The sequence below is a fragment of the Bradyrhizobium sp. SZCCT0231 genome, assembly GCF_018130245.1.
Taxonomy (GTDB): Bacteria; Pseudomonadota; Alphaproteobacteria; order Rhizobiales; family Xanthobacteraceae; genus Bradyrhizobium; species Bradyrhizobium japonicum_F.
On the sequence record NZ_JAFCKP010000001.1, the window covers coordinates 1,510,405 to 1,525,420 of the forward strand.

Annotated in this window: 17 protein-coding genes and 1 pseudogene; 11 read left to right on the forward strand and 7 right to left on the reverse strand. The window is 65.0% G+C overall.

The window, feature by feature from the left end; translation table 11 throughout:
* Positions 1–12: 12 nt before the first annotated feature.
* Together JQ566_RS06915 and JQ566_RS06920 are read right to left on the reverse strand one after the other, a co-directional pair.
* Positions 13–342, reverse strand: a complete 330-nt coding sequence (locus tag JQ566_RS06915) for a PilZ domain-containing protein (RefSeq protein ID WP_212371239.1) — start codon at positions 340–342, stop codon at positions 13–15.
* Entirely contained in the window at positions 339–1,445 is a 1,107-nt protein-coding gene (locus JQ566_RS06920; RefSeq protein WP_212371241.1) for a DUF2336 domain-containing protein, read from the reverse strand. The genes JQ566_RS06915 and JQ566_RS06920 overlap by 4 nt, the downstream gene beginning before the upstream one ends.
* A gap of 293 nt (positions 1,446–1,738) precedes the next feature.
* On the opposite strand from JQ566_RS06920, the gene JQ566_RS06925 reads away from it, so the two are divergent.
* Entirely contained in the window at positions 1,739–2,686 is a 948-nt protein-coding gene (locus JQ566_RS06925; RefSeq protein WP_212371526.1) for an AraC family transcriptional regulator, read from the forward strand.
* A gap of 50 nt (positions 2,687–2,736) precedes the next feature.
* A complete protein-coding gene (locus JQ566_RS06930; RefSeq protein WP_212371243.1) occupies positions 2,737–3,327 on the forward strand; it encodes an NADPH-dependent FMN reductase in 591 nt (196 codons plus the stop codon).
* A 163-nt stretch (positions 3,328–3,490) separates the two neighbouring features.
* Here JQ566_RS06930 and JQ566_RS06935 read toward each other — a convergent pair whose 3' ends face one another.
* Both JQ566_RS06935 and JQ566_RS06940 read right to left on the reverse strand, forming a co-directional pair.
* The gene (locus JQ566_RS06935; RefSeq protein WP_212371245.1) at positions 3,491–5,572 is read right to left on the reverse strand and encodes a methyl-accepting chemotaxis protein; all 2,082 of its coding nucleotides are present in this window, start codon (positions 5,570–5,572) and stop codon (positions 3,491–3,493) included.
* 130 nt (positions 5,573–5,702) lie between these two features.
* Positions 5,703–6,140, reverse strand: a complete 438-nt coding sequence (locus JQ566_RS06940; protein ID WP_212371248.1) for a DUF1810 domain-containing protein — start codon at positions 6,138–6,140, stop codon at positions 5,703–5,705.
* A gap of 189 nt (positions 6,141–6,329) precedes the next feature.
* Here JQ566_RS06940 and JQ566_RS06945 point away from each other — a divergent pair, with 189 nt between their 5' ends.
* The 7 genes from JQ566_RS06945 to JQ566_RS06975 all read left to right on the forward strand — a co-directional run bounded on the left by JQ566_RS06945 (position 6,330) and on the right by JQ566_RS06975 (position 11,340).
* Complete coding sequence (locus JQ566_RS06945) at positions 6,330–7,283, forward strand: DUF2778 domain-containing protein (RefSeq protein WP_249139212.1); 954 nt, start codon at positions 6,330–6,332, stop codon at positions 7,281–7,283.
* A 69-nt stretch (positions 7,284–7,352) separates the two neighbouring features.
* On the forward strand, positions 7,353–7,610 hold the full coding sequence (locus tag JQ566_RS06950; protein ID WP_212371251.1) for a hypothetical protein: 258 nt from the start codon (positions 7,353–7,355) through the stop codon (positions 7,608–7,610).
* A 208-nt stretch (positions 7,611–7,818) separates the two neighbouring features.
* Positions 7,819–8,907, forward strand: coding sequence for a TRAP transporter substrate-binding protein (locus tag JQ566_RS06955; RefSeq protein WP_212371252.1), 1,089 nt, complete (start codon positions 7,819–7,821; stop codon positions 8,905–8,907).
* Between the two features lie 253 nt (positions 8,908–9,160).
* Entirely contained in the window at positions 9,161–9,859 is a 699-nt protein-coding gene (gene minC, locus JQ566_RS06960; protein ID WP_212371253.1) for a septum site-determining protein MinC, read from the forward strand.
* 21 nt (positions 9,860–9,880) lie between these two features.
* Entirely contained in the window at positions 9,881–10,696 is an 816-nt protein-coding gene (gene minD / locus JQ566_RS06965; protein ID WP_122403481.1) for a septum site-determining protein MinD, read from the forward strand.
* Positions 10,693–10,974 carry a cell division topological specificity factor MinE gene (gene minE, locus JQ566_RS06970; protein WP_212371254.1) on the forward strand — a complete coding sequence of 94 codons (282 nt, stop codon included), beginning with the start codon at positions 10,693–10,695 and terminating at the stop codon, positions 10,972–10,974. Before minD ends, minE begins: the two co-directional genes overlap by 4 nt.
* A gap of 180 nt (positions 10,975–11,154) precedes the next feature.
* Complete coding sequence (locus tag JQ566_RS06975) at positions 11,155–11,340, forward strand: hypothetical protein (RefSeq protein ID WP_212371255.1); 186 nt, start codon at positions 11,155–11,157, stop codon at positions 11,338–11,340.
* A 14-nt stretch (positions 11,341–11,354) separates the two neighbouring features.
* Here JQ566_RS06975 and JQ566_RS06980 read toward each other — a convergent pair.
* Together JQ566_RS06980 and JQ566_RS06985 are read right to left on the reverse strand one after the other, a co-directional pair.
* Positions 11,355–11,603 (reverse strand): annotated as a pseudogene (locus JQ566_RS06980) (hypothetical protein); the annotation flags it as partial.
* Between the two features lie 102 nt (positions 11,604–11,705).
* On the reverse strand, positions 11,706–12,098 hold the full coding sequence (locus JQ566_RS06985; RefSeq protein ID WP_100234526.1) for a hypothetical protein: 393 nt from the start codon (positions 12,096–12,098) through the stop codon (positions 11,706–11,708).
* Between the two features lie 127 nt (positions 12,099–12,225).
* Between JQ566_RS06985 and JQ566_RS06990 the strand changes: the two genes are divergently transcribed.
* Entirely contained in the window at positions 12,226–13,008 is a 783-nt protein-coding gene (locus JQ566_RS06990; protein ID WP_212371256.1) for an SDR family NAD(P)-dependent oxidoreductase, read from the forward strand.
* A 115-nt stretch (positions 13,009–13,123) separates the two neighbouring features.
* Positions 13,124–13,744 carry an HAD family hydrolase gene (locus JQ566_RS06995; RefSeq protein ID WP_349643301.1) on the forward strand — a complete coding sequence of 207 codons (621 nt, stop codon included), beginning with the start codon at positions 13,124–13,126 and terminating at the stop codon, positions 13,742–13,744.
* Between the two features lie 119 nt (positions 13,745–13,863).
* Here the strand turns inward: JQ566_RS06995 and JQ566_RS07000 are convergent, their stop codons facing one another.
* Positions 13,864–14,949: an AbrB family transcriptional regulator gene (locus tag JQ566_RS07000; RefSeq protein WP_212371258.1), complete on the reverse strand. Its 1,086-nt coding sequence runs from the start codon at positions 14,947–14,949 to the stop codon at positions 13,864–13,866.
* Positions 14,950–15,016 lie beyond the last annotated feature (67 nt).

A 15,016-nucleotide genomic window follows, 5' to 3' on the forward strand; every position in this document is an offset into this window, starting at 1 on the left:
GAATGTTCGAATCTACTTGCTCTGGACCGGGTTCTGCGCAGGCACTGGTGCGTCTGCAGGTTTCTTCTTGCCGCCAGTGGTAATGAAATGGATGCCAGCCGTGGTGCCGTCGATCCAGACCAGTTCGCAGCGCCGGTAGGCGAGGCCGGTCGACGACAGCAGCATGAAGAACTCCTTGGCCCGGAGCACGTCGAGCGTGCCCTCGACCTGGACCTTGGCGCCGCTTTGCGACACGTCCAGCAGGACGCAGCTGCGTCGCCAGGTGCCGTCCGAACCCATGAGATTGATCGGCTGCCTGTGATCCATTTTCACGCGAAAGGCTTTGCGACCGCTGAATTTCATCGGCTAACCCCCATCCTTACGCCGCGATTTCCCCGGCTGCTCTCCTTGGCGCTTGCGGCAATTTCCCCCCAACGCACCGTCCACTGGCTGGTCGACAGAAGCAGCGCCTCGAAAATGTGCTGCGCGCGTTCGCGATCGGCGAAGGAAAGCCTTGTGCCGCACCGGTTGCTCAGGATGGCAAACGTGGTCTGCCAGTTCAGCCGCGAGGCACGGCAGGCCATGACCAGACCCTCGCAATCGTCGTCGGTCATGACATGCTCGACGATCTCGATGGGAGCCCCCGAAAGCACCGATAGCGCCGTAACGAGGTTGGCGGTCTCGCCGCGGATGGCGAAGCGGTTCACCGTGGAATCGTTGAGCTTGCCGACGCGGTTGAGCGCGACGATCTCCGGCCGTGCGCGTGCATAGGCGGCCGAGCAGGGCAGCTCGGGGGCGATTGGCGCGGCCGTTGCGGCTTGAAGCGAGACGGTGGCCTTCCCCATGCCGGATTTCGGAGCTGTCGAGGCCGACAGCAATTCCCGCATGATTGCTTCGGGCGTGTCCGGCCTGAGCGTCAGCGCCTTGGTGAGTTCATCGTCCGTCAGGCACCTCTCAACCAGCGCAACGTAAGCGGCATCGGAGAATCGTGCCTCTGTGTTGCCGATCAGCGCAATACAGACGCTGCGGGCGCCGCCCTTGATCAGCGTCTCGATCACCAGCGGATCGATAGGCGCGCGGGCGGCGATCGCACATTGCTGCCGTTCGCCGGTCGCGGCCGCGATCGACTTGAGATCGGCCGCGGACAGCGACTGCGATCCGAGCAAGACGGGGCACGCCACCTCCGGATCGTGGTGCGAGGCGAGGCGTCGCACGGTCTTCGGCGGAGCCACCTCGAGCTCCGCGATTGTCATGCTGAGATCAATCAGCGCGCTCGCCTCAACCCGCTCCGTCAGTCGCAGCAGAACGCCGTCGGCCACATTGGCGAGCAGTTCCTGAGGCCGGTCGCGGCTGCTGGTGAGCAGCTGCAAAATCCCGGAGAGGATGCGAGTGCAGCGGTCCAGCGGACACGTTGCGACTGCATCTTCCAACTCGACCAGAATATCAGCAGGCGAATTTGCCATCATGGCAGGAGCCTGAATTGAAAAGATTTGACTGTACAACGTCCGTTATTGCGCCTTGAATCCGTTAATTTTTAATTTTGAGAATTAAATGCCGGGGTATTAATGCACCGCCAAATTTCAGGAAAATGCTATCGAAATTTGGCGGGACATGACGTCCCGGCCTGTCTTTTAAATTGAACCCATCTTCAATTGACCGGGACAAGCTTGATCGTTGCGGTGCAACGGAAAAATCGAAGGGGGGAAGCGGCACGCGGTCGGACGCACGTCAAACACGACGCTGCGCTTTCTTTATTGCCATGAACAGCATTGATGATGTGCCGAGGGCGGCACTCGAGACGTTTCGCTTTTCAGACGTCGACGAATTTCGAAACGCCATACGCGGGCTGAATTTCGAATTCACGCCTTTCGTACGGAAGATTTCGGCTGAGCAGACAATCCTGTCGTTACCCGGCTGCGACGTGAATTTCACGCACGCCTTTCCGCGGTTGGTTGACGCACAGCTCGTCGGGAATTGCACGGCGATCGGCTTCACGATGGACGATCTTAACGTGCCCATTCGCTTCAACGGCTCGCAACGTGCGCGACCGGTCGTGGTCATCGGCAGCGGCGGCGCGGCCTACACCACCATTGAGGAGGTGCAGAGGCAAATCGCCTCAGTGGTTTTCAGGCCGGAGGTGAGGGATCGTGGCTGGCCGCATACGCTCTCGAGCTTCAAGATTTTTGAAATCTCCGCGGCCGGCTTGCACCGGCTGCGCAGCGTGGTTCGCGAGGTGCTGGCCGAGGCGTCCGGCGCGGTCGAGGCACCGGAGCTCTTGTTGAAGAGCGCGGCGATGAAGGAGTCTCTGCTCGGAGCCGTCGACGAGGCCTTCGAAAGCGTCGTTTCGGCCCGCTGGACCCTGGGCCCCAACGACGGACGGAATTTCAGGATGTTCCAGGATATCCACGCGCTGCTCTCTGACGACCTGTCGCAGCCGATTTACAGCGACGAGATCGCGCACAGGCTCGGCCTGTCCGTTCGCACCATGCACGACGTCGTCCGCCGCTATCGCGGCATGAGCCTGCACCGCTACTTGCGTCTGCGCCGGCTGTGGCTGGTGCGCCGGCGGCTTCTTGCCGGGGCCGATAGCGTCAAGGCGGTCGCGCTGGCGTTTGGCTTCTGGCATCTCAGCGATTTCTCCAGAAGCTACCGCGACCAGTTCGGCGAGATGCCGTCGCAAACGCTGGCCCGCGGTCGCGGACGATAGTGCGACAAATCGAGTAGGGCCTGACGCCGGTTTCGTGCTACCGTTCGGCCATGAGCAATCGCATTCTCGTCCTCTACGGTTCCTACCGTTCCGACCGCATGGGCATCCGCCTTGCGAATTTCGTCATCAATCGGCTGCGGGGCCGCGGCGAGGAGGTCGAATTCATCGACGCCAAGGCGATCGGCCTGCCGATGCTGGACCGCATGTACAAGGAATATCCCAAGGGTGCGGCGCCCGAGGCGTTGGAGAAGCTGGCCGGTCAGATCCGCGGCGCCGACGGCTTCGTCTTCGTCACCGGCGAGTACAATTGGGGCATCCAGCCCGGCCTGAAGAATCTCACCGACCATTTCCTCGAAGAGTGGTTCTGGCGTCCGGCCGCGATCGTGAGCTATTCGGCCGGCCGGCTGTCCGGCGCGCGCGCCGCGACGGCCTGGCACGGCACGCTGTCGGAGATGGGCATGGTGGTGGTGTCGAGCACCATCGGTGTCGGTCCGATCGCGCAGACATTGTCGGCCGACGGCGAGCCGATCGGCGAGGGCGGCAAGGCCCTGGAGCGCTCGTTCCCGCGCTTTGCCGACGATTTGCTGTGGTGGATCGAGGCGGCGAAAGCACAGCGGGCGCGCAAGGCGCCGCCGTATTGACGTCGCGTTGCGCGACGTTCTGTAGCCTGGATGGGGCCAACGGGTCGGCGCGAAGCGCCGCCCGATGACAGGCTCCGCGAAATCCAGGAAATCGCACGTCAACGGCACCGTCCCGGATTACGCTTGCGCTCCATCCGGGCTACGAAGCTACGAATCCGCGTTCCTAGGCAGCCCTGACCTCGCCGAGGAAGCGGTCGAACTGTCCGGCGAGATCGCGCGATTGCGTCGAGAGCTGCTCGGCAGCGCCCAGCACCTCTCTCGCGGCGGCTCCGGTGTCGTCGGCGGCGCGCTGCACGCCGGAGATGTTGCTGTTGACTTCCTGGGTGCCGCGGGCGGCCTCCTGGACGCTCCGGGCGATCTCCTTGGTGGCCGAGCCCTGCTCCTCGATCGCCGCGGCGATCGCTGTGCCGATCTGGTCGATCTCGGCGATGACGTCGGCGACGTTGCGGATCGCGGCCACGGTCTCGTCGCTCGCGGTCTGGATCGCCGTGATTTGCTCGGAGATCTCGGTGGTGGCCTTGGCGGTCTGGCCGGCCAGCGACTTCACTTCGGAGGCGACCACGGCAAAGCCGCGGCCGGCATCGCCGGCACGGGCGGCCTCGATGGTCGCGTTCAGCGCGAGCAGGTTGGTCTGCTCGGCGATGCTCTGGATCAGCGTGACGACGTCGCCGATCTTCTGCGCGCCCTCGGCGAGGGCACGGGCGGTGTCGCCGGTGCGGCGGGCGTTGTCGACGGCGCGGGCCGCGATCTCGGTGGATTGTGCGACCTGACGGCCGATCTCGGAGATCGAGGAGGTCAGCTCCTCGGTGGCGCTGGCGACGGTCTGCACGTTGGTCGAGGTCTGTTCGGAGGCGGCGGCGACCACGGCGGCCTGGCTGTTGGTCTGCGCCGCCGTCGAGGTCATCGACTGCGCGGTGCTTTCCATGGTCGCGGAGGCCCGGGACAGGCCGCCGACCAGCTCGGTGACCTTGGCCTCGAAGGCGCGGGTGAGATCGTCGAGCGCCTGTGCGCGGCGCATCTTGCCGTCGTTCTCGGCCTGCTTCTCGGCGGCGAGCCGGTCGGCCCGGATCATGTTGTCCTTGAACACCTGAACCGCAGCGGCCATCGCCCCGATCTCGTCGGAACGCTCGGCACCGGGAATTCCTTCCGCGACCTCGCCATCGGCGAGCCGTGACATCCGCGTCGTCAGGGTCACGATCGGCGCGCAGACGCGGCGACGAACCATCACGACGAGGCCGACGCTCGCGATCAGCACGCCGAGAAGGCCGGCGAGTGCGATCGTGAAGCTGGTGCGTGCGGCCGAGGAAGCCCCGGCGAGGATATGCTCGGCATTGTCGTAGAAAGCGTCGCGGACCTCGATGATGGTGCCGAGGCCGCGCTGCGTGGCGGCGTAATAAGTGTCCATGTCGTGCTCGTACTTGCCGGTGACGGCACCGTCCTTCACCAGCTTGAGCTCGCGGCCGAACTCCTCGACATAGAGCGAATTGAACTTCTCCAGCGCCGCGGCGACGTTGGCCGGCGTCGCCGGATTGCCACGCAATTCCAGCAGCGCCATCACGAGCTGATCGTTGCGGCCCTGCGAGCGGCCGATGTCGGCCTTCTCGGTGTCGGTCGCCGGTTTCTTGCCGCCGACGAGATTCTTGTGCAGGCTGGAGTTGAAGCCGCCGACGTCGCGCAATGTCATGGCGGTGTTGGCGTAGTTGGCCTGCCGGTACGCGTCGCCGTTCAGGATCGCCATGCGGCGGACCTGCTCGTTGAGCAGCGCGGTCACGCCGCCGTTGAGCATGGCATTGTCGGCGACGATCTTCTTGGCGGCGTCCTTGCGCGCCTCCGCCGGCCCTGCCAGCGCCTTGTCGATCGCCTCGCGCAGCGCGGTGAACTTCGCATTGATGCCGTCGATGTTGCTGCCGATGGTGCTGCCGTCGTCGAACGGGCCGGGCAGCTCCTTGCGCAGCGCGTTCATCTTGTCGCGGGCGCCGTCGGTCTTTTTGCGCAGCTTGTCCTGCTCGGCCAGCAGCGCGGGATCGATGGTCGCAGGCCCGTAGAGGATGTTGGTGGAAAAGCCGCGTTCGGGATTGAGATAGCGTGGGATGTCGCTGACGGCGCGGACGATCGCGAGCCGGCCTTGCGCCTCGGAGATGCGCTCCATCGTCTGGTACTTCGTCACGGCGACGTAAACCGCGAGGCCGCCGCCCACGGTCGACAGCGAGACGATGGCGGTAGTCAGGAGCGTACCGATTTTCATGGTCAGTCCGGCAATTGGCGCGGGAGGAGAATTATTTTGCCCGAAGGATAGGCAGCTGGTGTTAATCCGAAGTTTACGTTGCGGGTCGCCATGCCCCGCCCGTATGCGTCCGTTTGTCCGGACGCTGGCGTTACGCTGGTCGGTCGAGCTTCGAGAGGATCTCCAGCGTGGCGCCGTCGCGCTCGCCTGCGAAATATCGGGCAATCGCCTGGTCGAAGACGGGCTCGCCGGACACCGCGCTGAACAGCGTCATCGACGAGCGGAATTTCGCGTCGTCCGGCGCGCCGAGGATCGCGTTGATGGTCCGGCCCTCGACCGCGAGCACGAGCCTCGTGCATTCGATCAGGCGCACCCCGAGGACGGGGTGGGCAAGATAGGCCTCGGCCTCTGCGCGGGACCCGATGGCGTAGCGCTGCGACATGGCGCTGAAGCCGAGGCCTGCGACCTGCGGGAAGATGAACCACATCCAGTGAGTCTGCTTCCGGCCCCGGGCCAGCTCGCCCTGGACGTCCCGATAGACCGGGTCCTGGGCCCGGACAAAGCGGTTGAGATCGAAAGGATCGGTCATTGGATACCTTAGGGGGCTTGCCGGCCGCGATTATGCCTAACTTTTGGCTCCCAATGTGGTAGCTGGTATAGAGTCTCCGGGTGGGGGTTGGGTACCCCCGGGGGTCGATTTGGGGATCTGATGGTTTCCGACGCAGCACATGCCGAGAGGCTGTTGTCGCGCCGCCGTGTTGGGCGCGCCGAGACGATCATGCTGTCTCTGGCAGCGGTCGCGCTCGCGCTTGGCGCTGCCGCGTGGGTCGCGGATATGGGCGGCTCGGCTCCGCTGGTCTCGGCTGCCTTGCCGCCGGCGAGTGCCCCTTCATTCGAGGACCGGTTCGCGTCGGCCTCCGGCAGCCCGCCGGCCCGCGAGCTCGGCCTGCGGGCGCTGGAGCGCTCCGCCGTGAATGCGGTCCAGCTCAAGCTGCGGGACGCCAAGGCGATGCTCGCCCAGAGGCTTCAGGGCGACGACTGGCGCTCGATCCTGACCGAGGACGACCGGTCCGCGGTCGAGGAGGCGAGGCCCTCGCAACAGCACGCCGATCTCATTCCGATGCCGCGCTCGCGTCCGGTCCAGGCGGACTTCTCCGCCCAGATCGCCTCCAGCCAAGCCTATGCGGAGACCAGCCCCAGGGTCGATAACCGCAACTTCTTCGAGAAATTCACGGACAAGATCAAGCTGGCCTCGCTGACGCCCGGCGACGGCCTGTTCGCCAAGGCGCCGGATCTTGCCGCCCTCGGCTACGATTCGCGGACCGCGGTCTATGACATCTCGGCCAAGGCGGTGTACTTGCCGAGCGGCGTGGCGCTGGAAGCTCATTCCGGCATGGGCGCGCTGATGGACGACCCCGAGCATGTCGACCAGCGCATGGTCGGCGCGACCCCGCCGGCGACCTACGACCTCAAGCCGCGCGAAAAGCTGTTCCATGGTGTCCGGGCACTGCGCATGACGCCGACCGAGGGCACCAGTGCGCTCGGCCGCGTCGGCCTGCTCACGCACAACTACATGCTCGGGCCGCGCGGCGATTCCAACGGCTGCGTCTCGATCAAGGACTATGATCGCTTCCTCAAGGCCTACGACAATGGCGAGTTCAACCGCCTGGTCGTGGTGCCGAACCTGCGCGGGGCGGCGACCGCTTCGCAGCGCGCCAGCACCGATTCCTGATATTCGCCTGCGACGGCGGAGGTGCTGCCGTTTCCCCTTCGTTAAGCCGTCCTCCTCCAGAAGCAGCCCATGAGTGATCCATCAAGTTCCGAAACTCCGCTGCGCACGACGTTCAAGATCAAGTTGAACGGTGACACGTTGGCGATCGCGACCGTCGGTCAGGCCTATCAATTCCTCACCAACTTCAAGTCGGTCGAGTGGATGGAGTTTCGCTCCCTGCACGAGGACGCCATCGCGGCTCTGGAAGGCGCCGCTGGTAACGCCATTCTGGCGGTGCAGGCGACCAACGCCGTGCGCGCGCTGTTCGTCAGCGCGAAATTGCTTTGAAGTGAGTGCTTTGTAGCCTGGATGGAGCGAAAGCGTAATCCAGGGGCGCGTGCGTCGGCGGCACCGTCCCGGATTACGCTTGCGCTCCATCCGGGCTACAGACGTTCCGCGCATCTTGAACTCCGCTTTAGGAACGGGCAAACGGTCCGCGAAGACCGTAGCCGCAAGGCCATGTGTTTGAAACTTACTTCTAGGGAGATTGCCCATTATGAAACGCCGTACATTCCTTCGGGGTGGCGCAGTCGCCGGCGCCGCGACACTGGTTGCCGCACCTGCGATCGCGCAGAGCGCGCCCGAGATCAAATGGCGCCTGACCTCGAGCTTTCCGAAGTCGCTCGACACCATCTACGGCACGGCGCAGACCTTTGCGAAATACGTCGCTGAGGCCACCGACAACAAATTCCAGATCCAGACCTTTGCGGCCGGCGAAATCGTTCCCGGTCTTCAGGCGCTCGATGCCGTCAGCACCGCCTCGGTGGAGATGGCGCAGACGCCGCTCTATTTCTACATCGGCAAGGAGCCGGCGCTGGCCTATGCCACCGGTGCACCGTTCGGCATGAACCATCGCCATCAGGAATCCTGGTGGCATTTCGGCGGCGGCGCTGATCTCACCAACGAGGCGCTCAAGCCGTTCAAGGCGCATGCCATCCTCTGCGGCAATTCCGGCACCCAGATGGGCGGCTGGTTCCGCAAGGAGATCAAGACCGTCGACGACCTCAAGGGTCTCAAATTCCGCATCGCAGGCATGGGCGGCCACGTGCTGGCAAGGCTCGGCGTCGTTCCGCAGCAGATCGCGGGAGGTGACGTCTATCCGGCCCTCGAGAAGGGCACGATCGATGCTGCCGAGTTCGTCGGTCCCTATGACGATGAGAAGCTCGGTTTCCAGAAGGTCGCCAAGTACTACTACTTCCCTGGCTGGTGGGAAGGCGGCGCCATGCTGCACATGATCGTCAATGACGAGAAATGGGCTTCGCTGCCGAAGCAATATCAGGCGATCGTCAACCAGGCGGGCTCGGCGGCCGGCGCCTGGATGCTCGAAAAATACGACAGCGTGAATCCGGCGGCGCTCAAGCGCTTGATCGCCAACGGCGCGGAGCTGAAGGCGTTCCCGCAACCGGTGCTGGAGGCCTGCTACAACGCGACCCAGGAGCATCTGAACGAGCTCGCCGCCAAGAGCGACCTGTTCAAGCGGACCAAGGACAGCCACGACGCGTATATGAAGGAGCTGTTGTTCTACACGCAGATCGCGGAGAATTTTTACGATAACTATCTGCTCAGCAAGATGCGCAAGGGCTGAGCGAAGTCTTGCACTCTCGTGCCCCGGACGCAGCGCAGCGTCTCTTCGACGGTGCGCTGCTGAGCCGGGGCCCATCGATCGGCATACCGTGTTGCCCTGGGTCCCGGCTCTGCGCTGCAACGCTCGTGCGTTGCAGCTTGTCCGGGACACGCAGGCGGGGCCCTCCCACGTAACCCCACGGAGACATTAACCAGCCGTTAACCAAATCCGCCGCATCGTTAACCATTCAATAACAGGGAACGAGTCGGCCGCGATGGAGGCTGCAGCAAAAGTCCAACGTCAAATGGTGCGCCTGCGCGGGCGCTCCTATGTGGCTTTCGTGTTCACGCCGACGGTTCCTGTCCAGGACTGGCTGCATGAGATCGACGCCACCATCGCGCGGTCGCCGGGCTTCTTCGCCGGGCGGCCCGTGGTGATCGATCTGTCCTCGGTCGACCTCAGCCAGGCCGGTATCGGCCATTTGCTCACCAGCCTTCACGACCGCAACATTCGCGTGCTCGGCATCGAGGGCGTGGAGGAGGGCCGGCTGACACCCATGATGCCGCCCCTGCTGTCGGGCGGGCGCAGCTGCGTGATCGAGCCGAGCGCGCCGAAGAAGGCCGAAGTGAAGACCGAGACCAAGCCGACGTCGCTGCTGCTCGAAAACCCCGTGCGGTCGGGCCAGACCGTGATCTTCCCGGAAGGCGACGTCACCATTCTCGGCTCGGTCGGCTCCGGCGCCGAGGTCGTCGCCGGCGGCTCGATCCACGTCTACGGCGCGCTGCGCGGCCGCGCCATGGCGGGCGTGAACGGGCACACCAGCGCGCGCATCTATTGCCAGAAGATCGAAGCCGAACTGCTTGCAATCGATGGGTTTTATCAGACCGCCGACGACATCGACGAGGCCCTGCGCGGCAAGCCGGCGCAGGCCTTCCTGCAGGGGAATACCATGCGAATTACAGCACTGAACTGACCAGCAAAGGAGACATTTCAGATGAGTAAGGTACTGGTCGTGACATCAGGCAAGGGCGGGGTCGGCAAGACCACGACGACCGCCGCGCTGGGAGCTGCCTTGGCGCAGCGCGGCGACAAGGTGGTCGTCGTCGATTTCGACGTCGGCTTGCGCAACCTCGACCTCGTGATGGGCGCCGAACGCCGCGTCGTGTTCGACCTCATCAACGTGGTGCAGGGCGTCGCCAAGCTGCCGCAGGCCCTGATCCGCGACAAGCGGCTGGAGAACCTCTGGCTGCTGCCGGCCTCGCAAACCCGAGACAAGGACGCGCTGACGGAAGAGGGCGTCGGCAAGGTCATCGCCGAGTTGCGCAGCCGTTTCGACTGGGTGATCTGCGACAGCCCGGCCGGCATCGAGCGCGGCGCCTCCATGGCGATGCGCTTTGCGGATGAGGCCGTGATCGTCACCAATCCGGAAGTCTCCTCGGTGCGCGATTCCGACCGCATCATCGGCATGCTCGATTCCAAGACCGTGCGGGCCGAGAAGGGCGAGCGCGTCGAGAAGCACATCCTCATCACCCGCTACGATCCCTCGCGCGCCGCGCGCGGCGAGATGCTGACCATCGACGACATTCTCGAGATACTGGCCACGCCCTTGCTCGGCATCATTCCCGAGAGCCAGGACGTGTTGAAGGCCTCCAACGTCGGCACGCCGGTGACTCTGTCGAACGCGGATGGCGCGCCGGCGCGGGCCTATATGGACGCGGCCAAGCGCCTCTGCGGCGAGAACGTGACAATGCATGTTCCCGCCGAGCGCAGAGGTCTGATGGATCGTCTGCTGCGACGGAGGGCTGCATGAGCATGGGTCTGCTTCGACTTCTCCGCGGCAAGAAGGCCTCGGCACCCGTCGCGCGCGAACGGCTGCAGATCCTGCTTGCCCATGAACGCGGAATGCGCGGCCAGCCCGATCTGCTCGGTGTGCTGCGTGAGGAAATTCTCGCCGTCGTGTCCAAGCACGTGATGCTGGACCCGACCAAGGTCATCGTCCGGCTCGAGCGCGGCGACGAGGTCTCGACCCTGGAGGTCGATATCGAGGTGCCGAACGACTTCGAGCGCAAGAAGGTGGCGGTCGCGTAGGGGACGCGGCCGACGACCCGCAGTTTTGGGGTGGGTGAGAAGGCGGTCCGCCGGGCGTGGCGGGCCGCCTTTGTCATGTGTGCTGGAATGGACGGAACGGGGCCCGGGACTCGGTCGTTCTAGGAAATGCGCGGGGCGATCGAGCGAACCCCCGTGGTTTGGTCAAACGGGAGAGCGCCCATGATGTCCGAAATCCAGGTCCATACCGTTGCCCGGCAGATGCTCGAACAGCACGGTTTCGCTGCGATTGCGAAGGTCGCGGAGCAGGCCCAGGCCTGCGAGGGCCGCGGCGAGGCCGATGAGGCCAGGGAGTGGCGTCACATCGAGGCCGCCATGAAAATCATTCGCGGTCCGCACCAGAGCTGACCGCGGGAACCACAGCGCTCCCAGCGTTCCGTTCCCTGTGCAGGGGCGCGGTGTTGCGTCTGCGGCTGCCCGTGTTCGCCGGTTTCCTTGCAGGGAAGCTGCTCCCACGTTCCGTCCGGCGCCTGCTGATAGGCACTGCAGGACGATGACGAGGTCGACTTCTCCTCGCCTTTCTGGGCGTCGGTATTCTTTGCCAGGGCCGGGGCAGCCGTCACGGTGCTCGCCGCGAGCGCAGCGGCAAAGACGAAATGGGCAATCCGCATGGGGGTCTCCTGTTCGAAGAGGCCCGCATGCTGGCGAAGAATGTGACGTTTATTGGCCGGAGCGGAGTTTCCCGGCGGCGTGCTTAACGCCGCCAGATGTCGCTAACCGCCCTTGCTGCGGATCAGGCCGGCGAGGTTGGTCTTTTGCGCCTCGCACCAGCCGGGCATGCCGAGACGGCGCTGGTCCATGTCGGTCGCCTGGGTCGCGACCGCGACCTCGGCCATCAAATCATCGTCCTGTTTCTCGCCCATCTTGCCGCCGGTGTGCATCCAGGCGATCGCCTTGCGCACCTTCTCGGTGGTGCCGTCGGGCAGGTGCATCTGCTGCGCCTTTTGCACGAGGTCCTGATAGACGAGATCGGTGCCCGGACATTCCACCTTGGCGGCGAAGGCCTGCAAGACCATCGTCACATAGGTCGCCCGCGGCGGCGCGTCACCTGCCTGAGCCGGCGCAGCCAGCAGCAACAGGCCCGTCATCAGAAAGCCGGTGCGCATCCTTGGAACCTCCTCCGTTTTTCGGGAGGCTAGCGTCCGGTGCGCCGCTCGGCAATGGGGCCGGAGCGCAATTGTCGTCCGTCCGGGCGGTGGGCTAACCTGGCGCTCCCCAGCCTCGGAGCGCAACATGAGCCTGTTCACCGCGCCGTTCGATCCCGCAAGCGACACCGCGCTCGTCACCGGCGCGGGCAACGGCATTGGCCGCGCGATCGCGCTCGGCTTGGTCGGCGAGGGCGTCCGCACCATGTTCGCGGATGTGAACGCGGAGCGGGTGCGCGCCGCGATCAGCGCGAGCGAGAGGCCCGATCTGGCCGTGCCCTGGGTCGGCGATCTCGCCAGGCTCGAGGCCTGCGATGAGCTGCTGACGGCCGCACATGCCGCGCTGGGCGAGGTCACGCATTTCGTCCACAGCGCCTCGCCGCCGCGGCGGGAGGCCGATCACGCGCTCGCGGTCGATCGCAGGACATGGCAGGAAATGCACGCCGTCAATCTCGATGCCGGCTTTCACCTGGCGCGCGAGCTCGCAAGACGGCTGATCGCGGCGAAGCGGCCGGGCTCGTTCTTGTTTCTCACCTCGCTGCATGCGGGCACCCCGCGCAACCTGCCGCATTATTCGACCGCGAAGGCGGGGCTGGGCATGCTGGTGAAGGAGCTGGCCAAGACGTTTGGCCGTCATGATATCCGCGTCAACGCGCTGGTGCCCGGCGCGATCGCAGCCGGTGGCTTCGTCGCGGATCCCGCGCTGGCGCAGCACATTCCGCTCGGGCGTCTCGGCGAGGCCAACGACCTCGTGCCGATGGCGCTCACGGTGCTGTCGAGCAAGCTCTCCGCCTACGTCACCGGCGCAGCCTTCGTCGTCGACGGCGGATTGTCGTTGACGAACTGGTTCGAGCCGCCGGCGCTGGATTAGCCTAAAGCGCGATGAGATTTGGATGAATCGTCATCGCGCTTTAGGTCTTTGTTTGAGCATGATCTTTTCGGAAAACCGCTTCGCACTTTTCCGGATCATGCTCTAGAGTGTTGCTGTGATTGATGCTGTCAAGCTTGTCCTGTTCGACATGGACAACGTCCTCTGTCGGTACGACAGGAGCAAGCGAGTGGCATATCTCGCGGAGCTCGCAGGGGCGACGAGCGAGTTCGTCTACAAGGCGATCTGGGAATCCGGATTCGAGCTGCTCGGCGATTCCGGCGCGCTCGAGGCTGCGGACTATCTGCGGGGCTTCGGCGAGCGCATCGGCTATCCGCTGTCGCTCGACGAGTGGGTCGAGGCGCGGCGCCGTTCCATGCAGGCCGATCGCGCCATGCTGGAGATTGCCGACAGCTTGCGTCAAACCGTCAACATTGCCGTCCTGACCAACAACACCACTCTGGTCGCGGACCACATCGACACGCTGCTGCCGGACCTGCGTCCGCTGTTCGGCTCCCGAATCTACACCTCGGCCCGGTTCAAGTCGGCAAAGCCGGACCCGCGCTGCTATCGCCTCTGCGTGTCGGAGCTCAACGTAAGGCCGGAGACCGTCCTGTTCGTCGACGATCTCGCGGCCAACGTCGCGGGCGCGCGAGAGGCGGGCCTGTTCGCGCATCACCACACGTCGGTGGAGGCCTTCAGGCAGGCCCTCTCGGAGCGCGGCCTGCTTCACGGATGAATTATGTGTGGGTGGGCAAAGGCGCGCAAGCGCCGTGCCCACCATAAGTCCCTCGTCTGAAAACGGTGGGCACGCTTCGCTTTGCCCACCCTACGAGAGCTCGGGATGAGGAGAACTCGCTAATCATCCACATCGTCCTGCGTGCGCCCGAACAGGTGCACGATGCCCGGTGTTGCGATCGTCACGAACACGAAGCGTGACAGGTGATGGGCGCCGACGAAGATCGGGTCGATGTGCAGCGTCAAGGCCAGCGCCAGCATCGCATCCATCGCACCCGGCGCGAAGGCGACGACGACGTCGGAGAATTTCACCTGCGTGGTCAGTGCCACGATGCCGACGAAGATGGCGGAGACGGCGATGGCCACGGCAAACGAGCCCAGTGCCGCGCGGAGGTGTCCGGCGAGCGTCTTGATCCGCATCCGCGCGAAACGGCTGCCGATCAGCGCGCCGATACCGACCAGCGCCACGCCACGCCCCCAGTCCGGCAGGCCGCCCTCGACCCATCCGGCACCATGCAGCACGCTGGAGGCGATCATCGCGCCGAACATCCAGCTGGCCGGAAACTTGATCAGCCGCAACACGAGCGCTGCGGCCAGCGAGGCCGCGGCCAGCTCGAGCAGGTCGAGCGGCGAGGCGATGGTCGTCGTCAGCGACGGCGCAGCCGTGGGCGCGACCCCTGCAATCGCCAGCACCATCGGCAGCGCAGCAGTAAGAATGATGACCCGCATGGTCTGCACCACCGCAATGCCCGGCAGGTCGGCGCCGCGCTCGACCGCCAGGATCGTGATCTGCGACAGCGCGCCGGGGCTGCCGGCCAGGAAAGCCGAGGTGCGGTCCCAGCCATGGATGCGCTGGAGGTAATAGCTCGAGCCGAATGTCGAGCAGAAGGTGGCGAGCGCAAGCAGCCCGATGGTGAGGGGATAGGCGCCGACCTGCTGAAGCAGATGGCGCGAGACGACCGAGCCCAGCGAGATGCCGAGCAGCACCAGCACGGTCTGGGTCAGGATCGGCGGCAGCGTCAGCTGGCGGCCGGCGATCGCGGCGATCCCGACCGCGATCATCGAACCCGAGATCAGCCCGCCGGGAAGACCGGCGAGCAGAAACGCGAGGCCGCCGGCGGTGCCGATGACGAGCGTCTCCACCGTGCTCAAGATCTTGGCACGGCTCGGCCATTCGAACGGCAGGGAGGCGGTGATTTGCTTCACACCACCTTATCGCAAATCGGCTGGAGGCGCACAATTGCAGGCTCGTCATGCCCCAATGCGCGACGCC